This window comes from Endozoicomonas sp. NE40, assembly GCF_040549045.1.
Classification (GTDB): domain Bacteria; phylum Pseudomonadota; class Gammaproteobacteria; order Pseudomonadales; family Endozoicomonadaceae; genus Endozoicomonas_A; species Endozoicomonas_A lisbonensis.
Genome location: NZ_JBEWTB010000002.1, coordinates 3,961,562 through 3,985,703, shown reverse-complemented (window position 1 = coordinate 3,985,703; position 24,142 = coordinate 3,961,562). Strand labels below are relative to the sequence as shown.

The 24,142-nt window shown below is 49.1% G+C and carries 27 protein-coding genes and 1 other RNA gene; 15 read left to right on the top strand and 13 right to left on the bottom strand.

What is annotated here, in order from left to right:
- Positions 1-55: 55 nt before the first annotated feature.
- From V5J35_RS19010 to rsmI, 6 genes are all read right to left on the bottom strand, one after another.
- Positions 56-1,825 carry a peptidoglycan D,D-transpeptidase FtsI family protein gene (locus V5J35_RS19010; protein ID WP_354008659.1) on the bottom strand — a complete coding sequence of 590 codons (1,770 nt, stop codon included), beginning with the start codon at positions 1,823-1,825 and terminating at the stop codon, positions 56-58.
- Positions 1,822-2,118, bottom strand: coding sequence for a cell division protein FtsL (ftsL, locus tag V5J35_RS19005; RefSeq protein WP_354008658.1), 297 nt, complete (start codon positions 2,116-2,118; stop codon positions 1,822-1,824). The genes V5J35_RS19010 and ftsL overlap by 4 nt, the downstream gene beginning before the upstream one ends.
- A 4-nt stretch (positions 2,119-2,122) precedes the next feature.
- Positions 2,123-3,046 carry a 16S rRNA (cytosine(1402)-N(4))-methyltransferase RsmH gene (gene rsmH / locus V5J35_RS19000; RefSeq protein WP_354008657.1) on the bottom strand — a complete coding sequence of 308 codons (924 nt, stop codon included), beginning with the start codon at positions 3,044-3,046 and terminating at the stop codon, positions 2,123-2,125.
- A 39-nt stretch (positions 3,047-3,085) separates the two neighbouring features.
- A complete protein-coding gene (mraZ, locus tag V5J35_RS18995; RefSeq protein WP_262568400.1) occupies positions 3,086-3,541 on the bottom strand; it encodes a division/cell wall cluster transcriptional repressor MraZ in 456 nt (151 codons plus the stop codon).
- A gap of 542 nt (positions 3,542-4,083) precedes the next feature.
- An RNA gene (rnpB, locus tag V5J35_RS18990) (RNase P RNA component class A) lies at positions 4,084-4,487 on the bottom strand.
- A 34-nt stretch (positions 4,488-4,521) separates the two neighbouring features.
- Positions 4,522-5,361 carry a 16S rRNA (cytidine(1402)-2'-O)-methyltransferase gene (gene rsmI, locus V5J35_RS18985; protein ID WP_354008656.1) on the bottom strand — a complete coding sequence of 280 codons (840 nt, stop codon included), beginning with the start codon at positions 5,359-5,361 and terminating at the stop codon, positions 4,522-4,524.
- A gap of 149 nt (positions 5,362-5,510) precedes the next feature.
- On the opposite strand from rsmI, the gene V5J35_RS18980 reads away from it, so the two are divergent.
- The 6 genes from V5J35_RS18980 (at position 5,511) to V5J35_RS18955 (ending at position 10,789) form a co-directional block, all read left to right on the top strand.
- The gene (locus V5J35_RS18980) at positions 5,511-6,173 is read left to right on the top strand and encodes an ankyrin repeat domain-containing protein (protein WP_354008655.1); all 663 of its coding nucleotides are present in this window, start codon (positions 5,511-5,513) and stop codon (positions 6,171-6,173) included.
- A gap of 238 nt (positions 6,174-6,411) precedes the next feature.
- Complete coding sequence (locus V5J35_RS18975) at positions 6,412-8,334, top strand: penicillin-binding protein activator (RefSeq protein WP_354008654.1); 1,923 nt, start codon at positions 6,412-6,414, stop codon at positions 8,332-8,334.
- Positions 8,306-8,716 (top strand): YraN family protein, encoded by a 411-nt coding sequence (locus V5J35_RS18970; RefSeq protein WP_354008653.1) that lies wholly within the window; start codon positions 8,306-8,308, stop codon positions 8,714-8,716. Before V5J35_RS18975 ends, V5J35_RS18970 begins: the two co-directional genes overlap by 29 nt.
- Before the next feature lie 41 nt (positions 8,717-8,757).
- Positions 8,758-9,342: a phosphoheptose isomerase gene (locus tag V5J35_RS18965; RefSeq protein ID WP_354008652.1), complete on the top strand. Its 585-nt coding sequence runs from the start codon at positions 8,758-8,760 to the stop codon at positions 9,340-9,342.
- A 151-nt stretch (positions 9,343-9,493) separates the two neighbouring features.
- Positions 9,494-10,081: a BON domain-containing protein gene (locus V5J35_RS18960; protein ID WP_354008651.1), complete on the top strand. Its 588-nt coding sequence runs from the start codon at positions 9,494-9,496 to the stop codon at positions 10,079-10,081.
- A 120-nt stretch (positions 10,082-10,201) separates the two neighbouring features.
- Positions 10,202-10,789, top strand: coding sequence for a type 1 glutamine amidotransferase (locus tag V5J35_RS18955; RefSeq protein WP_354008650.1), 588 nt, complete (start codon positions 10,202-10,204; stop codon positions 10,787-10,789).
- On the opposite strand, the gene V5J35_RS18950 is transcribed toward V5J35_RS18955, so the two are convergent.
- The 4 genes from V5J35_RS18950 to V5J35_RS18935 all read right to left on the bottom strand — a co-directional run bounded on the left by V5J35_RS18950 (position 10,782) and on the right by V5J35_RS18935 (position 13,404).
- On the bottom strand, positions 10,782-11,288 hold the full coding sequence (locus V5J35_RS18950) for a rhodanese-like domain-containing protein (RefSeq protein WP_354008649.1): 507 nt from the start codon (positions 11,286-11,288) through the stop codon (positions 10,782-10,784). The two genes, V5J35_RS18955 and V5J35_RS18950, sit on opposite strands and share 8 nt — an antisense overlap.
- A 218-nt stretch (positions 11,289-11,506) precedes the next feature.
- Positions 11,507-12,109, bottom strand: a complete 603-nt coding sequence (locus tag V5J35_RS18945; protein ID WP_354008648.1) for an NADPH-dependent FMN reductase — start codon at positions 12,107-12,109, stop codon at positions 11,507-11,509.
- Positions 12,110-12,204: 95 nt separating this feature from the next.
- Positions 12,205-12,675, bottom strand: a complete 471-nt coding sequence (locus V5J35_RS18940) for a ClpXP protease specificity-enhancing factor (RefSeq protein ID WP_354011322.1) — start codon at positions 12,673-12,675, stop codon at positions 12,205-12,207.
- 99 nt (positions 12,676-12,774) lie between these two features.
- The gene (locus tag V5J35_RS18935) at positions 12,775-13,404 is read right to left on the bottom strand and encodes a glutathione S-transferase N-terminal domain-containing protein (protein ID WP_262568410.1); all 630 of its coding nucleotides are present in this window, start codon (positions 13,402-13,404) and stop codon (positions 12,775-12,777) included.
- Positions 13,405-13,761: 357 nt separating this feature from the next.
- Here V5J35_RS18935 and V5J35_RS18930 point away from each other — a divergent pair, with 357 nt between their 5' ends.
- The 8 genes from V5J35_RS18930 (at position 13,762) to V5J35_RS18895 (ending at position 21,670) form a co-directional block, all read left to right on the top strand.
- Positions 13,762-15,081 (top strand): anaerobic C4-dicarboxylate transporter, encoded by a 1,320-nt coding sequence (locus V5J35_RS18930; RefSeq protein WP_354008647.1) that lies wholly within the window; start codon positions 13,762-13,764, stop codon positions 15,079-15,081.
- A gap of 166 nt (positions 15,082-15,247) precedes the next feature.
- Positions 15,248-15,700, top strand: coding sequence for a hypothetical protein (locus tag V5J35_RS18925; protein ID WP_354016474.1), 453 nt, complete (start codon positions 15,248-15,250; stop codon positions 15,698-15,700).
- Between the two features lie 278 nt (positions 15,701-15,978).
- Entirely contained in the window at positions 15,979-17,055 is a 1,077-nt protein-coding gene (locus V5J35_RS18920; RefSeq protein ID WP_354008645.1) for a PLP-dependent cysteine synthase family protein, read from the top strand.
- Positions 17,056-17,091: 36 nt separating this feature from the next.
- Positions 17,092-18,402 (top strand): APC family permease, encoded by a 1,311-nt coding sequence (locus V5J35_RS18915; protein ID WP_354008644.1) that lies wholly within the window; start codon positions 17,092-17,094, stop codon positions 18,400-18,402.
- A gap of 16 nt (positions 18,403-18,418) precedes the next feature.
- On the top strand, positions 18,419-19,588 hold the full coding sequence (locus V5J35_RS18910; RefSeq protein ID WP_354008643.1) for a M20 metallopeptidase family protein: 1,170 nt from the start codon (positions 18,419-18,421) through the stop codon (positions 19,586-19,588).
- A 116-nt stretch (positions 19,589-19,704) separates the two neighbouring features.
- Complete coding sequence (locus V5J35_RS18905) at positions 19,705-20,088, top strand: Rid family detoxifying hydrolase (RefSeq protein ID WP_354008642.1); 384 nt, start codon at positions 19,705-19,707, stop codon at positions 20,086-20,088.
- A 127-nt stretch (positions 20,089-20,215) separates the two neighbouring features.
- Positions 20,216-20,821, top strand: a complete 606-nt coding sequence (locus tag V5J35_RS18900) for a thiol:disulfide interchange protein DsbA/DsbL (protein WP_354008641.1) — start codon at positions 20,216-20,218, stop codon at positions 20,819-20,821.
- A 72-nt stretch (positions 20,822-20,893) separates the two neighbouring features.
- Complete coding sequence (locus tag V5J35_RS18895; RefSeq protein ID WP_354008640.1) at positions 20,894-21,670, top strand: hypothetical protein; 777 nt, start codon at positions 20,894-20,896, stop codon at positions 21,668-21,670.
- Between the two features lie 20 nt (positions 21,671-21,690).
- Here the strand turns inward: V5J35_RS18895 and V5J35_RS18890 are convergent, their stop codons facing one another.
- The 3 genes from V5J35_RS18890 to V5J35_RS18880 all read right to left on the bottom strand — a co-directional run bounded on the left by V5J35_RS18890 (position 21,691) and on the right by V5J35_RS18880 (position 23,498).
- Positions 21,691-21,906 carry a hypothetical protein gene (locus tag V5J35_RS18890; RefSeq protein ID WP_354008639.1) on the bottom strand — a complete coding sequence of 72 codons (216 nt, stop codon included), beginning with the start codon at positions 21,904-21,906 and terminating at the stop codon, positions 21,691-21,693.
- Entirely contained in the window at positions 21,906-23,057 is a 1,152-nt protein-coding gene (locus V5J35_RS18885) for a Na/Pi cotransporter family protein (protein ID WP_354008638.1), read from the bottom strand. The genes V5J35_RS18890 and V5J35_RS18885 overlap by 1 nt, the downstream gene beginning before the upstream one ends.
- A gap of 150 nt (positions 23,058-23,207) precedes the next feature.
- Positions 23,208-23,498 (bottom strand): hypothetical protein, encoded by a 291-nt coding sequence (locus V5J35_RS18880; protein ID WP_354008637.1) that lies wholly within the window; start codon positions 23,496-23,498, stop codon positions 23,208-23,210.
- A gap of 199 nt (positions 23,499-23,697) precedes the next feature.
- Here V5J35_RS18880 and V5J35_RS18875 point away from each other — a divergent pair, with 199 nt between their 5' ends.
- Entirely contained in the window at positions 23,698-24,135 is a 438-nt protein-coding gene (locus V5J35_RS18875; protein WP_354008636.1) for an acetyltransferase, read from the top strand.
- Positions 24,136-24,142: the final 7 nt, after the last annotated feature.

Below are 24,142 nucleotides of genomic sequence, written 5' to 3'. Positions count from 1 at the left end.
TATCTTTGGAGTACTCTGGCTCTATAAGCCATGAGCAGCTCTTCATAGAAAATTACTAACCTGCGTCGTTAAGGACATATCGGAACCAGCCGCCAACTTTAGCTGTCAACACATCCTGATGCTTAGGCTTAACCCCAAGCATCCGCAATGCTTGGGCATTCACCTTGGAAAATACCGGAGCAGCCGTCAAACCGCCGTAATATTTTTCGCCCGCCGGATCATCAATAATGACAACCGTTGCCAGTTTAGGATTATCAGCAGGCACAACACCGGCAAACAGGCCAACATAGCGATCCTCAGTGTAACCACTGCCACCGACCTTGCGTACTGTGCCGGTCTTACCTGCGACCGGGTATGAGGGGATGGAAGCCCTGCGCCCCGAACCGTTACGAACCACAGCCGTAAGCATATCCAGCACTTCTTCAGCCACCTGTTCATCAAGCACCCGCTTGCCCTGGGGCGGCACATCGCGCTTGATCAAAGAAATGGGGCGCAGCACGCCACCCGCACCCAGCACCATATAAGCCTGAGCCAGCTGTAACGGCGTAACCGTCAGACCATAACCAAAGGAAAGCGTTGATAATTCAAAATTGCTCCAGCGGTCCTTGAAAGGCAGAAAGCCAGTCCGCTCACCGGGAAAACCGGTTCCCACACTCTGCCCAAGACCAATACGACGCATCACACTGATCACACTGTCCGCACCGACATCCATGGCAATTTTACTGACACCGATATTACTGGAGCGAACCAGTACGGTTTCCACATCAATGGTGCCATAGCCACCCAGGTCACGAACGGCATTGCGCCCAACCTGCATATAACCGTTACCGGTTTCAATCTGGGTATCCCGGTTATAGCGTCCGGATTCCATACCGGCAACAACGGTAAAAGGCTTCAGAGTTGAACCGGGCTCATAGAGATCAGTCATGCCCCGGTTACGCATGCGATATGCCTGCATACCGGAACGGTTATTGGGGTTATAGGAGGGCTGATTAACCATCGCCAGCACTTCGCCGGTTTCAATATCCAGCATAACCAGAGAACCTGAGCTGGCTTTCAGCTCGGTGACCGCCTTCTTCAGTTCACGATAGGCCATATACTGAAGCCGCAGATCAATACTGAGCATGATCTCCTTACCGGGTTCAGCACTTTTGGTGACTTCCGCTTCTTTGGCAAGCCGCCCACGTCGATCCTTTAAAGTCCGCCGGGTTCCGGGCTCCCCGGTCAGCCAGCTGTCATAGCCCAGCTCCAGACCTTCCTGCCCTTTGTCGTCAATGCCGGTGATACCCACCAGATGCGCCGCCACTTCTCCCATCGGGTAGTAGCGTTTATGCTCGTCGTAGCTGTTCACACCGGGAATATTCAGATTCAGAACCGCCATCCCCTCTTCTGGCGTTATCTGTCGTTTAAGGTAGATGAATTCCTTACTGGCATTATTTCGTATCCGGGTCGCCAGCTCCGATGCTGGCATGTCCAAAGCCCTGGCAAGCTCTGGCCAGTGTTCATGCTGATCAATCAGTTGCCGGGGATCGCCCCACAGGGTCATGACCGGCGCACTAACCGCCAGCATCTTACCGTTGCGGTCAAAAATAACCCCACGGTGCGCAGGAATGGACTCATAGCGCACTGCGCGCTTGTTCCCTTCCTGCTGAAGAAAACTGCTGTCGTATACCTGTAAATACATAACCCTCGACAGAATAACCACTCCGGCGAGAGCAAACAGACCTTTCAGAATTCGATAACGAGCCGGGTACCCCTGCAGACTTTTACCGGCCCTGGCATTTTTCCTGTTATTTTTATCACTGTTGCGAGCGCTGGCTTTCATGGAGCCACCACTTCGATACGCCCGGAATCCGGAACATTCATTCCCAATTCTCCCCTGGCTAATGATTCAATACGCCCCGGCGAGGTCAGCATGCCATGCTCAAGCAGCAGCTTCCCCCACTTCACCTGGGCAGTATTCAGGTTCTCCTGTTCCTGTTGGAGAACATTGTGGAGCCGTCTGTTTTCATGGCCGACATAACTGACAGCCACACCCGACACCAGCACCAGCAGAAGCAAAGCTCCTGCCAGAACATTGGCACGATTAAACAACGCTAATAACGGCTCTTTATCCATAGGATCAAACCAGTTTCTCGGCCACCCTCATCACGGCGCTACGCGCTCGTGGGTTAGCGTCTACCTCTGTTTTACCCGGCTTGATCGCCTTACCCAGAGGCTTCATTCTCTTGTTCAGCTGGTCTTCCCGCACTGGCAACCAGCTTGGCAGCTCATCACCTTTTGCATGCTTGCGAATAAAACGCTTGGCAATGCGGTCTTCCAGTGAGTGGAAGCTGATGACCACCAGCCGACCACCCGGTTTCAGTACTTCAAGTGCTTTATCCAGACACTCCACCAGATCATCCAGCTCACGGTTAATGTGAATACGGATTGCCTGAAATGCCCTGGTTGCCGGATGCTTGCCCTTTTCACGGGTCGGACAGGCCGCTGCAATAATTTCAGCAAGGCGCCGCGTAGTCGTGATCGGCTCTTCGGCCCTTGCCGCCACGATGGCGCGTGCCATTCGCCTGGAAAAACGATCTTCACCGTATTCCCAGATCACCTTACTGATTTCCTGTTCCTCTGCCCGGTTAATCCAGTCAGCGGCGCTTTCACCCTCAGTGGTGTTCATGCGCATATCCAGCGGACCGTCCTGCATGAAGCTAAACCCACGTTCAGGTGAGTCGAGCTGCGGAGACGACACCCCCAGATCCAGCAGCACCCCGTCTACCTGAGTACCGTCCAGCATCTCATCCAGTTCAATAAAAGAGCCGTGATGTATGGAAAAACGTTTATCCCGCTCAGCCAGTTCAGTCCCGACAGCAATCGCCCTTGGATCTTTGTCAATACCATACAGGCGACCTTCATCAGCCAGCCCGTCAAGGATAGCCCTGCTGTGACCTCCCCTGCCAAAGGTGCCATCCACATAGACACCCCGGGGGTCAGTTAACACAGCCTCTACGGCTTCATCCAACAGCACGGTAATGTGCTTATCTGTATTACTCATCACTTACTACGATGACTCTTTAAGTCAGAGTTAAATCAATCAGAGGGATAAAGACTGTAGTTCAACCGGAACCTCTTCGGCGTCGCTGGCTTCCCGCAGGTAGTCATCGCGACGCTGGTTCCAGCAGTCTTCATCCCAGAGTTCAAACTTTTTACCCTGCCCAAGCAAAATGCACTTTTTACCCAACCCGGCATAATCCCTTAGCAGTGGAGGGACTAAAACCCGGCCATTGCCATCCATATCCAGATCAGTGGCATGACCGATAAGAAGTCTTTGTATACGGCGGGTCATGGGATGAAAGCTGGGCAATGCTTCAATTTTTTTCTGGATAGCATCCCATTCATCAACCGGATAAATAAGGAGGCATGGCTCGTCGGTATCAATCGTCGCTACCAGACAGCCGGCACAACGATCCTTCAACCCCTGCCGATAACGGGTAGGAATTGCCAGTCGTCCCTTGGCATCGAGATTGATAGCGTTAACACCGCGAAACAAATCTCTCTCCTTAATTCCGGGATTTTTTCTACAAACAGCCTTGGGCTTATAAACAGCTGCGAGCCGAAAATACCGCTTTCATAGAAAAAATATCGTTTCATGGCAGCTGTGTATCATTGGGTAAAAACACCACCATACCCGAGTATAAACCAATTAAACCCACTTTTATCCACAATACGCCACTCAAGGACACTATAGAAATCTGAAAAACCCACGTCAAGCAGGGCAACTACCGACAATGTCAGGAAATTGTCAATCTGTGAATAACATTACAGGATGAACAGCTGTAAAAAATCTTTGAAAATGAAGAAGCTAGCCTGACTCCGTCAGACAATGGATGAAGTGGATAATATAAAAAGGTGTGATAAAAGGATGTGGAAAAGTTGTTGTGGATAATGTTTTTTCCACAACTTGCTCCACAGCTTCTGCTCCACAGCCTTTGTTCAAAAACAGGCAGCCATGAATTGAAAGCATTGTTTTGCTGTTCAGAGAGACTGATGAAAATAACTCTTCACAAGAGAAAGTCATCAAAAAAGAGAAAAATAGCGAGTTGGCCTGTAAGCCGGGTTCTGTCCAGCCAGTCAGAATAAATCCTGACCAGCCTGGGCAATCATTCATCTGGGATGCCTGTCACCAGACACCTCAAGCAACCTACCCGGACCCAGTGCGGGTACACACCTGTAGGGTCCCTATTTGGTCTTGCTCCAGGCGGGGTTTACCATGCCATGAACTGTTACCAGCCATGCGGTGCGCTCTTACCGCACCCTTTCACCCTTACCGGTCTTCAGCTGAAGACTTTGGCGGTCTGCTCTCTGCTGCACTTTCCGTAGGCTTTCGCCCCCCAGACGTTATCTGGCGCCCTACCCTTCGGAGCCCGGACTTTCCTCCACATGGATACATCAGCTAATGCTGATAATCTCCACACAGCGACTGCCCAGCCAACTCGCGGCGGCGAATATTATAGAGCTAGTGACGCCGAATCAAGCTTTCATTTCCAAAGCCAGGTTATATAGCTCTTTTTTACGGTAATCCGTTATATCCGCGATAACAGCCGCTGCTTTTTTCGGCGGCAACTCCTCAATCAGGCGCGCGAGCAAACGAGCCGTCTGCGGGTCTACAGCCGTTTCCCTCTCTTCCTTATTGCCTTCAACCAATACGACAAACTCACCACGGCACTGATTCGAGTCTTCCTGAAGAATACTTTCAACGTCAGCAACCGTACCCGCCAGCACCGTTTCAAACGTCTTGGTCAACTCTCTGGCCAGCACAACGTAACGGTCAGCCCCCAGCACTTCTTTAAAGTCTGCAAGACTATCGAGAATCCGGTGTGTTGACTCATAAACCGCCCAGGTAGAGGTCAGACCAGACAACTCCTGAAGCTTTTTACGCCGCCCCGAAGATTTGGCCGGCAGAAAACCTTCAAAATAAAACCGGTCCGTCGCCAGACCACTCACTGACAGTGCCGCAATCAGGGCGCAGGCACCCAGCACCGGCACGACACGATAGCCAGCCTCACGCACTTCCCGAACCAGAAAATAGCCCGGATCGGAAATCAGAGGGGTACCGGCATCACTCACCAGCGCCACCGACTCCCCTTTTGCCAGACGAGCAACAAGGTTCGCCGTTTGCTGACGCTCGTTATGGTCGTGACAGGGAACCATCGGCGTACTGATGCCAAAATGACTCATCAGCTTTTTACTGTGCCGGGTATCTTCAGCCGCAATCACATCGACCTGCCGGAGTACTTCAACGGCCCTGGGTGTCATATCCCCGAGATTGCCAATTGGGGTTGCAACGACATACAGCGTACTTTCAGACATGCTATTGATCATCAAGCCAGTTAACAAAACGCTGAAGTCTACAGTGGCCAGAAACACAAACCTACTAGAATGATTTAAATTTGGGAACTATTCACCTTCCAGACAACCTAAGAAAACAGAAAACTTTTACAAACCTGGAGGTACAAATAATGCATAAGCCCTTGAAACTCGCCCTTCCCATACTGTTGTCATTTTGGTGCAGCATGACCGTCGCTAAAACTGCAGACGAAAAACTCATCGACATTATGAAAGAAAGACACCTCTCTCGCATATCCATGGCTACCACCATTATCTGTCCGCCAGCGGGAATGATGATGATGGCCGTAAGCACCCCCAATGAAGATGAAAATAGGATGATCCAAAAGATCAACGGAACTTTCCAGCTGGGTGCCAACATCGACTATCAGGAAAAAATCATAAACTGCAACAAAAACACTCACGAGTGCAGAGATATAGGTTCTCAATATACAGCTCTGATGTATGCAGCCTATGAAGGGCTACCCAAAGTCGTGGAATTTCTTGTAGAAAAAAAGGCCAATACCAATTTAAAAAACCCCAAAGGCTGGAATGCTTACGCCCTGGCAGAATACTACCGCGACCAATACACAAACTACCTTCTTGAGAACGAAAACAAACCTGTAACCGAGACCTTTACACAAAAACAAAAAGATGATCGCAGGGTCATATATAGAGACTACGCAACCAGATACAATCAAATAGCATGCTATTTAAAACCCATAACAGAAAATACTGTCGTACCAAGCTCTTGGTTTTCAACCTATAGAGGGAACACCAAAGCCCTCTGTAACTAAGTACCCAACCACATGAAATCGAATATTTCATGTGGTTGGGTACTTAACTTAGCGGACTTGCTGACACAAACGCTTTCAGTGAGGCGCTTTCACAGGCTATCAGTACGATTAGAATCCAGAAAAAGTATAAGGTACACTACACGGCCAAACGCATTGTTTACAGTGCTTGCCAGCTCAACTTAGGGACTATAGGCTTCTCGTTGCAGACGCAGCCAAAGCCCCTGAAAATGAGGATTTTATGAGGGACAACCCTTCCAGATTCAGACCGATCAAAGCCCTGATCATTACTGCCATCCTGGCAGGCTGTTCTTCCCAGCCACCACAGCAGGTCATTCAACAACCCCTGCCTAAGGTGGAAACAACTCCCCGGACAGCCGATCAACTTCTGGTTCAGGCAGAACGTGCCACTTTTCCGGAAAGTGCAAAGCTGAAAATTCAGGCCGCAGAGATGCTGGTGAGCGACCAGCCCTACCGGGCTCAAACCGTTCTGGAAAGCATACAATACGACGGCCTGCCCTCTGAACTCCAAGCAAATTTTTCCCTGCTGCGGGCTGAAATTGCCGAGCATAATGGACAGAACTGGGAAGTATTTCACTGGCTGGATCGCGAGCCTGTTATCAACAGCAGCGACCCTGACCTGGTTAATCGCTCACATATATTACGTGCCAGGGCTTTTAACCGCTATGGCGAATATCTGGCAGCACTGGATGAGTGGCTGTCGGTCATTCCCGGGCTGCATACGGATCAACAGGAAGCCCTTTATCAGGATTTCTGGACAACGTTACTGCACGTCCCCCACGACCGCCTGATGGCACTTAATTCGCAGACCAGGGATACCAGCCTGAAGGGCTGGCTCGAACTGGCTATGATTTACAGCCCGGGCAAAGCGCTTGACCAGCAGCTCGAAAACCTTAACCAGTGGAAAAGTAGCTGGAGTGGTCATCCTGCCAGTAAGTTCCTGCCTGATAATCTGGACACACTGAGTCCTGAAGCCATCAGCCACCCTCAGAAAATTGCATTATTGCTACCCACCAGCGGACCACTGGCTACGGCTGGCAAGTCAATAAGGGATGGTTTTATGGCTGCTTATTACTCTGCTATTGCTGACCATTCCGGTTCGGACAACCAGCACACCCCTGAGGTCCTGTTTTTCGATACCCACAAAACTGACATCCTTGAGGTGGCAGAAAAGGCCAAAAATGCCGGAGCCGAACTGATCATCGGCCCTCTGGACAAAGGTAATGTCATCAAACTGAAACAGTCACCGCCAGAAGGCGTGACTATCCTGGCGCTCAACTATACCGACAGCAGCAAGACCGATAGCAGCCAGTCGGATGACAACAACACCCCAGCTGCTGCCGGGACCAGCTTTTACCAGTTTGGCCTGTCTACAGAAGACGAGGCAAAACTGGCAGCCCAGCGCGGCATTCTGGATGGACACCGTCGTGCATTAATCTTCACATCCAATGCCTCCTGGAGCCAGAGAGCCGTCGAAAGCTTTACGGCGGAATGGAAAAAGCTCAAAGGTGAAGTGGCTGGAATCAGTCAGTTCGATAACCAGAGTGAATACAGCAAACTGGCAGGTGAAGCCCTGCTGGTCGATAAAAGCCAGCAACGCGCACGTCAAATCAGTCGATTACTGAGAGAGCAGATTGGCTTCGAACCAAGACGCCGGCAGGATGTCGACATGATATTCATGGCCACCTCACCCGAGGAAGCCAGACAGATTAAACCAGCCGTCGCCTACCAGTACGCAGGCGATATCCCCACTTATGCGACCTCCAACGCCTACTCTGGACAAATAAGCCGAAGTCGTGATCAGGATCTGAATTTCCTCAGGATACCTGTCATGCAATGGAATATACCCGGACAGAGTTTGCCACTCAAACAATCCATCACCGACACCTGGCCCACAGCTCGCGGTCAATACGGCAGTCTTTTTGCCCTGGGCGCTGACAGCTACAACCTGCACCCACGACTGCAACAGCTGCGCAGCCTGAGCGGCAGTCGTATTGACGGCCTGACTGGCTGGCTTAGCATTAATGAACAGGGGCGTGTCAGCCGGGAACTGTCGTGGCAGATCTTTCGCAATGGTCAACTGACACCACTCCCCATCCCCGTACAGAATACCGATGTACTGGCGGCTCAGACTTCAGAGTAATACTGGCGCCCGGGCCGAATACCGGGCGCTGCAACACCTCAGGGAAAACAGGCTGAAGCTGGTCACCCGAAACTACGCCTGTCGCTTTGGTGAACTCGATCTGGTTATGCTGGATGGCGAAACCCTGGTGTTTGTAGAAGTACGCAGTCGCAACAGCCAGCAGTTTGGCGGAGCAGCAGCCAGCATTACACCTGCCAAGCAGCAGAAAATCCGCCGTACTGCTGAACATTTTCTTCAAAACTACAGAAAGCACCAGCATCGTCACTGCCGATTCGATGCTGTTCTGATTAGTAATCAAACTGACACCGTTACTTGTAACGTTATAAGTAGCAATGACGAACGACCGCCAAAACCGATAGAATGGTTGCAAGGTATTTTTTAACGGTTTTTATCAGGCGTTTATAAACGTTCAGGACTCGAGACATGCATGACTTGATTATACGTCATTTCTCGGACAGCATTGACGCAAAAATTCGTGCTGCCGACGCCCTGCCTCCCTACATCGCAGACTCTGCAGAAGTCATGGTTCAATGTCTGTTGAATGATGGCAAAATTCTCGCCTGCGGTAATGGCGGCTCTGCGGGCGATGCTCAACATTTCGTCTCCGAACTGCTGAACCGGTTTGAACGGGAACGCCCCTCGCTGCCTGCCGTTTCCCTGTGCGCAGACAGCCTGACGATCAGCTCAATTGCCAACGACAGCAGTTTTAACGAAATTTTCTCCAAACAGATTCGCGCGCTTGGGCAGCAAGGGGACGTTCTTCTGGCTTTCTCCACTACAGGCAACTGCCCCAACGTCGTTCAGGCCATTCAGGCAGCCCACGACCGGGACCTGAGCATTATTGCCCTGACTGGCAAGGACGGGGGCGACATGTCCAGGCTGTTGCACCCGGAAGATATTGAAATCAGGGTGCCAGCAAACGACGCACCACGCATTCAGGAAGTACACACCCTGATTATCCACTGCCTGTGTGACCTGATTGACGAATTCCTGTTCTCTACCGGATAAACTGCAAAAGTCTTTTACTTGAATAACCGGTGAAAGAAACCAGACAACCTTGAGCAAAAGACAGCCTTGAGCGAAGGAACATTTTTCGTCACCCTGAACAATAAAAAGGTGATGAAAAAATTTCACAGAAAAAACAGTAAAGGAGTATCGAGTGAAACGCACCCAACGATTATTTTTCGCCAGCCTGCTAACCGGTCTCTTAGCCTTTTTGACTGGCTGCGCCACTGTGGTGGATGGCATCAATGAAGACCCGATTCGCATGGACCCCACCGAGCGTTCCTGGGGCAACTGGCTGGATGACCAGACCATCGAAACCATTGCCGAAGTCAACATCAACAAGTCCAGTGACGAATTCAGAAGAAACAGCCGCATTAAAGTGATCAGCTTTAACGGCATTGTACTGATTATCGGTCAGGTTCCCAGCCAGTCACTGAAAGATGAAGCCACCCGGATTGTTACGCCCATCCAGAACGTGCGCAAAGTGTATAACGAGTTGACCATCGGCCAGCCTGCCAGCGTTATGGAACACAGCAGCGACGCCTGGCTGACCACAAAGATCAAAACCAAACTGATCCAGGACGAAATTGTTTCCGCCGACAAAGTCAAGGTCAATACAGAAAAAGGCACAGTCTACCTGATGGGACTGGCAACCCCAAAAGAGGCCAGCAGTGCGGTTGAAGCTGCCCGTAATACAAGAGGCGTTCAAAAGGTTGTAAAAATCTTCGAATACGTTCGCTGACGAAAGCAAGGTCTGAACGGGCTGCCCTATAATCAACAACGGTCCAGGCAAACATCTGGAGTCGACTCAGGTTTTTATCTGAATCGATTCCAGAGGGCCACAAAAATCAAGGAGTACACAATGAACAGCAAAAACATTGTTACTATCAATTGCGGCAGCGAAAAATTCCCAAAAATTATCAGTATTGCAGAACATCACGGCTACAAAACCACCAGCATTAACCTTCAGGATGCCAATCAATGGGACTTCTCTGAATCAACTGCGGTTATCATCTCTGGCGGTCCCCATCTGTTTACCGAAAGCCCCCAAAAGCATGACCAACTCATGCAGTCATTTCAGTTTCTGAAACACCTTGAGCTTCCCACTCTGGGTATCTGCCTTGGGCATCAGGCCATTGCCCTGACATTCGGTGGCCAGGTTTACCGTGGAGAAGAGCGCAGAATAAGCGACAACATTACGATCATTGCGCCACATCCGCTTTTCACCAGCCTGCCTTCAAATCAATTTTCTGAGGATCACTGCGAAGGTATTCATCCATCCGATTCGATGCACGTTCTGGCACAATCTGACCACTACAGCGTGGAAGCGTTTCAGATTACAGACCGGCCGTTTCTGGGGGTACAGTTTCACCCGGAAACATCCGGCGAACAGGGCTCTCAATTAATGGGTAATTTTTTGCTCTGGGCAGAACAACAAGCCATCACCTGACCAGCTCAAACCCCTCCCCCAGCCACGCTTCAACACCACCAGGATGACGCAACACCCGGCGATAACCAAGGCGAACCGCCCATAAAGCGCCATTATGGCCTCGTTCGCAACGGGTTCTGCCACAACTGAATACCAGCAACCGGTTACGGTCTGCCCCCAGCAACTGCAGGAATTCCTGCTTGGTACGACCCATCATCAATGAATCATCCCAGACATTTTCCATGAGGACACCTTTGGGAAAAGTAAAGTTTTTTGCTGAACGAATATGGCCTTTGTTGTAATCCGACGTCCTTCGCGTATCCACAAGCACTACCGCAGGGTCCCGCTTTAACAGCGCAGCCAGCTCCTGAGAAGTTATCAGACCATAACCAGAAAGTTCCGCCTGTCTCGCCAGCGTTACACTGGCTGATTCCAGGGCAGCCTCCAGCTTGTAACGATCGCTGCGCTCACAACCTGACAGCCCGGCCAGCAACAGCAAAGCCGCGCAAGTTATAAACACTGAGTGTAAATTCATAGAAAGCCAGTCTCTGAATGCCGATTATTATTCAAGTTCAGGAAGCCTGTCGCACATAGTACTAGCAGGCTTCTGGCGGAAAATACCCGCACGTCTCTTTTTGCATCAGTGAGCAAGCCTAGTAAAGAACGATCGGTTTTCAATATCCGAAGGAAAAGCTGGCACTTGCATGACAAAACAGCTCTCCGGCAAAACGTTATAAACTACATCCCGTTCCTGAACGTTTTATGGTCAATCACGCCACTATTCCGCACCTGCTGCAATCCTTTTCCGTACTCTGACAACAGACGCAGGGCGTAATCAGTCCGATCCTGCAGATGCATATCCGCCTCCTGATTGTCTCCGGTAAACACCGAAGCCACATCCCTGATGATCAGATGTTCCGGAATGAAACACAGGCGGGCATTTTTATAACTGCTCATCCTTAACTCTGCGACAGGGTAAGAACCGCCCTGCCCGGCTGACACGGCCGTAATCAGCGCCGGCTTATGCCCCAGTTCTGCTGCACCAAACAAAAGAAAGAAATTTTTCAGGGCTGACGGCACCATCCCGTTCCATTCCGGCGTAACAACCACCAGCGCATCGCTTGCCCTGAGTGTCTGCCGCCAGGGTGACAGCAATGCTTTCCATTGCTCATCCCCGCTGAAAATCACCTCATCCCAGAGTGGCAGAGGATTGCCCGACAGACTCAACACCTCACTGTCATCAAACAGCCCAAGTGCCTCAACCCTTTTACGCAAGATATGACCGATCCGCTCGCTCTGGGATTCCCGACGATGACTACCCGTTATTATTGTTAGCTTCATGACACCCTCATTGCAGTGGTACGTAATATCGTTTCCGATTTCTAATCACTGGTATTTCAAGCAAAAAAAAGGCCACCCTCAGGCAGCCTTTCTGTTTACTTAACCACTTTCAAATGTGGTCGACCCGGTTTTTTAGGCTTATCACCTGAATCATCAGGTTTCTTAGCCTCTACTGGCTTGTCTTCAGCAGGTTTCGACTCGGAAGATACCTCAACCAGACCGATATCCGCTTCCAACTCTTCAGCCTCTTCCATCTGAGGCTCAACCTCAAACACCATGCCCTGGCCATTCTCACGGGCGTAAATAGCCATCAGAGCATCAGCAGGAATCGTGATGGTCAGAGCTTCACCGCCAAAGCGCCCACTGAACGTGATCACCTCATTTTCCATCTGCAAAGCCCGCACCGCCGATGGAGAAATATTCAGCACAATCTGACCGTCCTTGACGAACTCACGAGGCACTTCAACACCACGGCGAGCAGCGTCCACCAGGATATAAGGCGTACAGTCGTTATCTAGAATCCATTCATACAGCGCGCGGGCAATATATGGACGACTACTGGTCATTGTCATATCTGTCTCCGGATTGAAGAACCATACTGTCCAGAATAATAACTGCCATCAGCGCCAGTGCGCTATCTGGCAGCAACCCACAAAAAAGCTCGATTATTCGCGCATTTCTTTTTCGATTTCGGACAGACTTTCCTGGAAAGACTCTCGTGCAAACAGCCGTTCAGCGTATTGCAGAATCGGCTTGCCCTGCTTAGGTAGTTCAATACCCATTGCAGGCAGACGCCACAGAATCGGCGCTACACAGCAATCCACCAGGGTAAACTCATCGCTCATGAAATAAGGCTTTTCAGCAAAAATCGGAGCAATGGCCAGCAGGCTTTCACGCAGCTCTTTGCGTGCGCGGTTAGCAGGCGTTTCCTTGGTGTTCGGATTCATAATGATGTCAACCAGCGCACACCAGTCTTTCTGGATACGATGCATCATCAGACGATTCTGCGCACGGCTCACCGGGTAAACAGGCAGCAGTGGCGGATGAGGAAAACGCTCATCGAGGTATTCCATCATCACGTTTGGCTCATACAGTACCAGCTCACGGTCAACCAGAGTTGGCAGTGTATTGTATGGATTCATATCCGATAATTCCTGCGGCAGGTTTTCAGGATTGACATTCTGAATGTCAACCGCAACGCCTTTTTCCGCCAGAACAATGCGAACCCGGTGACAGTAATGGTCAGCCGGATCCGAGAAAAAAATCATGGATGACTTTTTGGCAACTACAGCCATGAAGTACCCCCGCCCTCATGCAAGGTTGAGTGATGTCGACCATCCTGAAAAGACTGACCGGAGTATCAGGCAAACCAGTCACCTGCCAGTTCGGAAAATCAGGAAACCCAGTCGATTCGCGAAATAACGGATTATCTTAGCAAATTTTATGGCCTTCAGGACAGAGGCAAGGATCACTTTACGATAAGCACACTCGAAAATGACCAACTTATAACCAGTATGTTTACTATTCATACTGCGATTTATATTTATTAGAGCGGCATTGACCACGATCAATACCTGACCGCTTAATATCCTAAATAATTAAAAATCAACCTGTTAATTTTCCCTCGTTTTAATTCATTAAGTAAGACCCTCATGCTAATTCTGCAGTTTATTTTTCTTCTTTTAATGCTCTATCTGGGCAGCCGCTTTGGCGGCATTGGCCTGGGCGTTGTCTCCGGTATTGGCCTGATGGTCAAGGTGTTCATCTTTAAGATGGCACCCGGTTCCCCACCGGTTGATGTTATGCTGATTATCATGGCCGTGGTGACCTGTGCATCCATTCTGGAAGCGGCTGGCGGCCTCAAATACATGCTACAGGTAGCAGAACGCATTCTGCGCAGACACCCGGAACGTGTCACCATCATTGCTCCGATCGTCACTTACACCATGACCCTGATGCTGGGTACCGGTCATGCGGTTTATAGCATCATGCCTATTATTGGAGACGTCGCCCTAAAGAACAAAATTCGCCCTGAGCGTCCAATGGCTGCGGCTTCTGTTGCATCCCAGATGGGTATCACTGCCAGTCCACTGTCTGCTGCCGTGGTATTCTACCTGACCTCCATGAGCGAAATGACCAGCGGCATCACCCTGTTTCACATTCTGGGCGTCACCATTCCTGCCACCTTCCTGGGTACCATGCTGATGTCCCTGTACAGTATGCGCCGTGGCGTTGAGCTGGAAGACGACAAAGAATACCAGCGTCGTATGCAGGATCCGGACATGCGTGAGAAGATTCTGTCCACCACCGCAACTTCTCTGGATGAACAGTTGCCTCCATCAGCCAGAAACTCCGTTATGCTGTTCCTGCTGGCGCTGGCCTGTATTGTTGCCGTGGCGATGTTCCCTGCGGTTCGTACCGTTCAGGGCTCTACCATTGGCATGTCCACGATCATCCAGATGATGATGCTGGCCTTCGGCGGTATCATCCTGCTGGTAACTAAAACACCTACCTCCAAGGTGCCTGAAGGTGTGGTATTCAAATCCGGTATGGTCGCAGCTCTGGCCATCTTTGGTATTGCCTGGATGAGTGACACCTACTTCCGTCACGCAATGCCAACCTTCGAAACCAGTATTGTCGGCATGGTGCAGAACTACCCATGGACGTTTGCCCTGGCAATGTTTGTGGTGTCCGTCGTGGTGAACTCTCAGGCTGCCGTGTGTCGTATGATGCTGCCTGTGGGTATGGCGATGGGTCTGCCGCCTGCTGTACTGGTAGGTCTGATGCCATCCTGCTACGGTTACTTCTTTATTCCAAACTACCCGTCCGATATCGCGACCTGCAACTTCGATGCTTCAGGTACTACGCGAATTGGTAAGTTCTACTTCAACCACAGTTTCATGGTACCGGGTATCATCTCTGTTGGTTCAGCCTGTGTGATTGGCTACTTTATTGCTAACGCCATCTTCTGATCAGACCGCCCTGTCACGTCTGAGCCTGACTAGTCAGGCTCAGACAATCGCTCAGAAATAAACCAGCAGCAGTATCAGGCGACTATAATTTCAAAGCGGCTAGGTCAGAAGGTATTTATCATGGGTCGCATTGATGTAGAAAATTTTATTCAGTTACCTGAATCAAATGACTGCGCTAAAGACGCAGATAAACCACTACCAACAAAAACCGGGCCACAAAAATAGTGTTTTTTTATTAGAGAAATCGGGGACAGATTATTATTTAATGCCCTGCCCTCTATTTGATAACACGAATATCACTATCCCAAACCTGTGTCATGGCATTTTTTATTATGCCATTTTAGTGGATTACCCCCACCAGGTCATGGTCGGTACCCCTTGCACAAACACCTTTATTGACAGTACCAAAACCATTGAAGGGCACTCTTCCATTAGCTTATATAGAGATGTTTTATACGCCGGTGAATTGGAATTTTTTGAAAATAAACTAATCGGATGGAACAACCAGTCAGGCCACTATCGCCCTCCCCCTGAAATGCGCCACACCCAACTCACCCCCAATGTAAAAAGGTTGTTACCTGAAGAGTCGTTTACTGACCTAATGCTGATCTTCTTTTAATTCACCTAAATGCAGACCGAAACAACTTCGTAGCTTTTTCCGTAAAAACCGCAATTCACGCAAACTTCCCATCCGTTATTGATCCATCTCACATCACACTATCAAGAAAAAAATATTGTAAAATAAGCATAGTGTAGAAAAATATTCCTATCATGGCGGCAAATAAGAATCTCATTCTGATATTTCGGTTTACTCATTCAACATACAGAATATTTTTCTCCTGCCTTTTGAATACAATAAATGCAATCAATTTTCAGGCATGACCGGCAACGAACTCTATGACAACAGAAAACAATCATCTATGGATCAATGAAGCAGTACAAAAAATTGAAGCCGACTTTCAACGCAGTGCTGATACCCACTTAATTAAACTGGACCTCCCTTCTGTACCAGGTGTTGACCTCTATTTAAAAGATGAAAGCACCCATCCAACAGGCAGTTTAAAACACAGACTGGCTCGTTCCCTGTTTCTTTATGCGCTCTGCAATGGCTGGATAAAAGAAGGGACTCCGGTTATCGAATCCTCATCGGGCAGCACAGCTATTTCCGAGGCCTATTTTGCCAAACTGCTGGGACTGCCTTTTATTGCGGTTGTTCCCAAAAGCACAGCCAGCAAAAAAATCCGACAGATCGAATTTTACGGTGGACGTTGCCACCTGGTTGACCACTCAAGTCAGATTTACGCAGAGTCCCGTCGCCTGGCAAAAGAGCTTAATGGTCACTACATGGACCAGTTCACCTACGCGGAACGTGCTACAGACTGGCGCGGTAACAATAACATTGCCAATTCAATGTTTGGTCAGATGGAAAAAGAGCAACACCCTGAACCAAAATACGTGGTAATGAGCCCGGGAACCGGCGGAACCTCTGCCACTATCGGTCGTTACATTCGTTACCAGCAGTTGAGCACCCGACTGTGCGTTGTGGATCCGGACAACTCTGTATTCCTTGAATACTACAAAACCGGTAATGAAAGTCTGACCAGTGATTTCGGCTCCCGCATAGAAGGCATTGGTCGTCCAAGAGTCGAGCCTTCATTTATTCCCGGCGTTGTTGACGAAATGCGCCACATTCCTGATGCCGCCTCTATCGCAACAATCCACTGGCTTGAAAAGCTACTGGGACGAAAAGTAGGTCCAAGTACAGGAACCAACCTGTTTGGCGCCTTGCTGATCGCCAGTGAAATGAAGGCTCGCGGTGAAACCGGCTCCCTGGTAACGCTGATCTGTGACAGTGGTGAGCGCTACCTTGACACCTGTTATGACGAAGAGTGGATTTCCAGTCAGATTGGCGATATCGAACCATGGCTGCACAAACTGGAAGCGTTCTCTCTTGATGGCACCCTGACTATTTAGCGACCTTCTTATCAAAAAGGAATAAGGTGTTTTAAAATGACAGACACACAGAAGAAGTTTGGCCTCTGGTCAATTGTGTTATTAGGATTTAACTCCATTATTGGTTCAGGTATTTTCCTGCTTCCTGCACCTCTGTATAAATTTGCCGGTGACTGGTCGGTGGCCATCGTATTTATAACGGGTGCCGTTGTTGCCACCATTGCCCTCTGCTTTGCCGAAGCGGCAGGTTATTTCAGTAAAAACGGTGCAGCTTACGTTTATGTCAAAGAAGCGTTCGGCGAATTTGCTGGTTTTGAAGTTGGTTTTCTGAAATGGTTTATGCAGTGTATTGCCTGGGCTGTTATGGTCGTGGCATTCAAAAACATTCTTGCCTCTACCCTTGGGTATGATGGTGACGGGCTCTTTGGCACTGCGGTTATTGGTAGCTTTATTCTGTTGCTGACCGGTATGAACCTGCTGGGTGTGAGTGCTGCGAAAGCGGTTAACAATATCTCAACCATCGCTAAAATGTTGCCACTGGTATTTCTGGTCGTTACCGGTATCTGGTATGTGTCGCCTGAAAATATCATTCCGAACGCAACCGTAGACCCAACTTATTCTCTTAGTTCCGAGACCCTGGCTTCTGCACTGATTCTGGCTTTCTATTCCTTCACCGGTTTTGAAACCTTTGGCACTGCGGCCGAAGATATGGAGAACCCGAAAAAGAACCTGCCAAAGGCCATCTGCATCTCCCTTGGTATTGTGATGATGTTTTACGCGCTGATTATGGCAGTAACCGTGGGCATTCTTGGAGAAGCAGTAGCCGACTCCAGTACTCCACTGGCTGATGCCGCACGAGTGGTTGCCGGCGACTTTGGTTTCTGGCTGATCACCATTGGCTCTGTCATTTCCATCGCAGGCATAAACATTGCTGCATCGTTCCACATTCCCAGAGCTTTGCTGCCTTTATCCGAAGATAAACTGCTTCCAGCGTTTCTGGGTAAAAAGACTTCAAAAGGGGTTCCTACTGTAGCAATCATCGCTTCCTGCCTGGTGACGCTGCCTATCGCCCTGAGCGGCTCTTTTGTAGAGCTGGCCATGCTCTCGGTTGTTGCACGTTTTGCACAGTATATTCCGACATGCCTGTCTCTCTTTGTATTCCGCAAGCGTTTCACAAGCGAGAGTCAGTCTTTCAAGGCTCCTTTGTTCCCGGTACTGCCTTTGGCAGCGGTAGTCATCTGCCTGTTTTTATTAGCTGATCAGGACTTGTCCCGAATTTTGATCGGCCTTGGCTTTATGGCGCTTATTTCAGTGCCCTACCTCTACACAAAGAAACAGCATAACTGTGAAGCGGCTTCCGCGCAGTAAACAGATTGAATCCGTTATGACAGCACTTACTAAACCAGACATCGCTTTTATTGATGAAAATTTAGCAATAGCTGCAATTCAGTGGCGACGTGACTTACATCAAATACCTGAACTGCGTTTTGAATTATACAAAACACAGCAGTATCTCATTGACCTGCTTGAAAAGTGGGGGGTTGAATACGCAACAGGTTACGGTGAAACCGGCATTGTTGCCACTATAAAAGGGCGACAGCCGGGTAAAACCATCGCATTTCGCTGCGATATGGACGCACTGCCCATGGAAGATGAATCCGGCACTCCCTGGGCTTCAAAGCATCGGGGACGCTCCCACTCCTGTGGTCATGATGGTCATATGGCGGTCACTCTGGCAGCGATAAAACATCTGACAGACAACAACGACTTCAGCGGTTGCGTAAAAGTGCTGTTTCAGCCCAATGAGGAAACGGGACGCGGCGCAAAAGCAATGATGAATGATGGTCTGTATGAGGCTCACCCTTACACAGAACTTTATGGCTTTCATAACATGCCACGGCTGAAAGACGGTACGCTTCAGGTACGCTACGGCGCAACCACCGGTGCAGGAGAGTGTTTCCGGCTGACCATCCAGGGCAGAAGTGGACACAGTTCCGTTCCCGAAAAGTGCATCAACCCGATCAGTGTTGCCTGCGAAATAATACGGGAATGGCATGAGATTACCGCATCCATCAAAGAAGGGATGGCAATTATAGCCACCTGCACTGTTGACAGCGGAACTTCCATGAATGCCATTCCTGAGCAGGCATCGGCTGCAGGCACCATGCGCTATTTTGAGGGCTCCATAGCCGACACCATGCGTGATCAGATGCATGAAATAGCGCAACGTGTCTGTGACAGATTTAACGCAAGTTATGAGCTCGACTTCAACGTTTTATGCCCGGCGACCATCAATACCGTGGAGCATACCAACTGCGTCATTGACTGCGGCAAAGCAATATATGGTGAAAACCATGTCATTGACAATGTTCCCCCATCACCTGGCGGAGAAGACATGCAGTTTTTTGTCACTCCACAGGTAGAAGGTGCCTGCTGGTTTATGGTTGGCACCAGGGGAACAAACACTCATACGGCGACGTATGATTTTGATGACACAAGCATCCAGCGAATGGCATCAATGCTGGCAAGTATCGCCTTAAGGCGACTGGTTTAGCCACTCTGCCACAACAAGGCAGAATGCACTCTGGCTAGACACTCTCACGGCAACACTTATCTGCCGAACACTGTCTTTACAGACTCAATGTAACTGAAACAAAACAAAGGTTGACTATGAAAAAGCAAATTATCAATGCCGAAACCGCCCCTAAAGCAATCGGTCCTTACTCCCACGGTAACGCTTTCGGAGATCTGATCTTCACTTCCGGGCAGCTGCCTGTTGATGGTGAAACAGGACAAGTGGTTGAAGGTGGCATTTCAGCACAGTCTCAAAAATCACTGGAAAATCTGGTATCCGTTCTGGAAGCCGGTGGCGGCAACACAGAAACCGTTCTCAAAACAACCTGCTACCTGTCAGATATCAATGATTTTGCCGCTTTCAACGCAGTTTACGCTGACTTCTTCGGTTCCGACTGCCCTGCCCGCTCCTGCTTTGCAGTAAAAGACCTGCCTCTGGGCGTACTGGTTGAAATCGAAGCCATTGCCCACAAAGCTTAAAACCTGAACCTGAGAATAAAGTGCCCCCCTTCACTTTATTCTCAGGGGTTTCATTCTGCTCAACACTCTAAAGCTAGTTTTCCGGCATGGCACCGGATAATTGAGATTATTAAGACAGATTTATCCCGTGAAGAAATTAATATCTATTTTTTGCCTGGCACTGGTCTTACCTTTATCAGTCTTTGCCTCTGATTTTTCTGAGGGTATCCACTACAACACTCTGCCCGGCTTCCAGAAATCAGACCAACCAGAGGTAAGAGAAGTATTCTCAGTTTATTGCCGGGGATGCTATTTCTGGAGTTTGGAAGCTCTGGATGATCTGGAACAAACCCTGAAATCGAGAGAGATCAGCTATTACCAGTCCCATGTAGCCTTTATGGGAAACTATGGAAATAAAGCCAGTCAGGCTCTGGCTATTACTAAAGGTACCGAACAGTTCGCTCCTTTAAAAAAAGCGATGTTCAAAGCCTTACAGGAAGATCGCATTGGGGACTGGCAAAGCGACGATCAGTTCTTTAAGGCCCTGGCTGACGCCGGTTTAAGCAAGCGGGACTGGACAATGGGTGTTAATGACCCGGCAGTACGTGAACGTATGAGGTCTTGGTCAGAGCTGGAACAAAACGTTCGTAGCGTACCAGGCTTTATCATTAACAATAAGTACATCATTAACCTGAGTAGACTTACTTCCTTTGATGAGTTTTACAAAGTAGTCGACTACCTGCTTGAAAAATAATTCGACTCTTCAGGCTGAGAAAGTGCAAACTGAAACTCTATCCAATAAAAGTCAGAAACAGGAACCCAATCCATGTTCAAAACAGCAAGGATCGCTGCTCTTCTTCTCCTTCTAATTCTGGCAGGTGGTAAAACCTGGTTTTCACAAAAGCACAGCACCAGCTGGTCTGTACCGCTATACGTAGCCATTCACCCTGCCAGCGGCGATAACTCGACAAAAACAAATCGCTACATTGAACGACTGAGATCGTCTGATTTTGAGGCAATAGAAGCTTTTATGGCGACTCAGGCGAGAACCTACGGTGTAAGCATCAACCAGCCGGTTTCATTCTATCTGGCAGAACCCTTAGCCGAACACCCCCCGGCACAACCTGACAGAAGCAGCCTTCTTTCTATTATGCTGTGGTCATTAAAGTTTCGCCTGTGGAGCTGGCAAACCAGAAAAAATAGCACTCAGGCCGGGGCGGACATACACCTCTATGTCCTTTACTACGACCCGGACTCAACGCCCGTTTTACAACATTCGATTGGTATGCAGAAAGGCATGGCAGGTATTGTTAACGCCTATGGCGACAGGCGCTACACCGGCAAAAATCATATTGTGATGACTCATGAGCTGCTGCATACACTCGGAGCTTCCGATAAATACGACGTCGATACAGGTATTCCAGAATTTCCTGAAGGCTATGCTGAGCCAGAAAAACAACCCCTATACCCACAGAGGTATGCTGAAGTAATGGGCGGACACATCCCTATTGACGCTAACACAAAAAAAATGCCTGAAAATCTCAGGCAAGTGATCGTTGGCTGGCATACCGCCAGAGAGATAAACTGGGTTCCTGATTTGTAGTTGATCCGGCTTTCTCTTAATTACTTTTTAAACCATTTCTTAATCAGGCTGATCAGCGAAACCCTGTCAGGATCTGAAGCCTGCAGATAATCTTCCAGATGATCAACAGCTTCATGCTGATGCGTTTCCCGCAGCGATTTCAGTGCTTTTTTCTGGGAAGCCAGCAGGGCTTTGGTCTGTTTGATTTCTGCAGCCAGTTGCTTACGACGTTTATTGTACAGTTTCAAATTAGACATCAGCTGGTCACCAGAATTAATAACCCGGGGATAATGAAAAAGACACCGGCAACGTAAAGAAGAACAATAGCTTTGTTGCGACTCGCCACCATGGCAAAGCGTCTCGCCAGATTGAAAGGAATCATCCGCGTTATCGGATTACCATAAATAAACAACACCGCCAGAACATTAAACAGCAAATGCACCAGCGCAATCTGCAATCCATACACCGCAGTTGGGCCACTCAGTGTGGTAGCAGCGAGCAGAGCGGTAATTGTGGTGCCTATATTCGCACCGAGGGTAAATGGATAAATCTCCTTAGGTTTAAAAATACCGGCACCTACCAGTGGCACAACCAGTGACGTAGACGTGGTTGAAGACTGAACCAGAAATGTAGTCAGCACACCTGAAGTAATACCTGATGCCGGGCCATGACCTATCGCTCTATGCAACAGCTGTTTAGCACGCCCTACCATCAGAGTTTTCAGAACCTTGCCAAGATAGGCAATGGAAACAAACGTCAGCACCAGACCTGAAACAGCCAGCGCAATGCCACCTGTATTTCCTGGCAATACCGCATAAAAGTCTGAGAACAGTCCCACCACCGGCTTAACTGCAGGCTTGATAAAGTCAATGCCTCCCAGGCTGGTACCTGAACCACCGGAAATAGTATGAGCAAGCGATCCCGACAGCTTGCCAAGCACACCAGTCATGATTTCCAGAGGCAGGAAAATAAACACGGCAATGACATTAAACAGGCCGTGGGCGGTAGCAGCGGTGAATGAGCGTCGAAAGGATTTGCGTTTTCCCAGGTTGCCGAGGCTGACCAGCGTTGCCGTAGTACTGGTACCGATATTAGTACCCAGAATCATGGGGATCGCAATGCTGACAGGCAAGCCACCAGCCACCAGTCCCACAATAATGGACGACGTAGTACTGGAAGACTGCACCATAATGGTGGCAATCAAACCAATCACCAGACCGGTAAATGGATTGGAAGCAAAGGTGAACAGGTTGGCGGCCGCTTCTGGGCCACCAGCCGCCCATTTAAAACCGTCGCCTATCATGCCTATGGCAACCAGCAGCATGTAGACAAAAAACAGAACGCTCAGCCAAGGTAACAGCGATGCCGATTTTGGCTTGCAGGCGGTTGTCTCCAGAGAGATATCCATCAGTATTCCTAAATAGCTCAAGGATCAAAAATGATTCTGGTTGCATAGTACGCAATATATATGGATATTCAAATATATATAATTACCTATATAAGGACAGATTAAGATTTCAAACAACCTCTAAGGTTTAAAAGTGCCTGCAACAGTGTGTCAAAAGAAACCCAAAAAGATATCCGTGAACAGCTCTTCAGGTAACAACCTTCTTACATTGGGAGTGAGCTGAGTGTGACGCATCTCTGAGGGAGGCGCGTAGTGTCCTGATTGATTGTTCCAGCCGACCAGCTTGTTTTCAAAGAACTCCAGCTCTCCCGCATATAACACGTCTCTCCTTAAGGCAATGGAAGAATGCCCCTCAATAGCCTGTCCTTTGCTAATAGTAGGGTTGGAGCCTTTGGCCCCGACCATTACCTGCTGGGGGTAGTCCGCTAAGATGGCATACATAAAAATGCCCTCACACAGACTGGTTACAGTGACGTTATGGTCATCAAATAAAGGAGTGGGGATTAAATAATAGTGCTTTCCTGACTTTTCTAATAAAAAAATACTGTTGTTACTGTTGAGCAGCCCCAGCTCGCAATATCGCCACTTATTCCAGTATCATCCAGCCACACGATTCACCTGGATAGAGAAATAAAGCCGTATGATAATTTCTGAAGTGACCAGAGACGAATACCCTGAGATTGTTGAAGTATGGGAAGCATCTGTAAGAGCGACCCACAACTTTCTGACCGAAAGTGATATCCAGTTTTTCAAACCGCTGATCCTTAACGAGTTTCTGGAAGCAGTAAATCTTCGTTGTGTAAAAAGCGACGATGGAAGAATTCTGGGCTTCCTTGGCGTGGCTCAGAACAATATTGAGATGCTGTTTCTTGATCCTCAGAACCGTGGCGAAGGTATTGGCCGTATTCTGGTTCACTATGCCATTGAGCAGATGGGGGTGCAGAAGGTTGATGTCAACGAACAGAATCCGGACGCTGTTGGTTTTTATAAGCACATGGGCTTTGAGGTAACCAGCCGCTCTCCGCTTGACAGCATGGGCAAACCATTCCCGATTCTGCACATGGCGCTGCCTGATTAGCCAGATA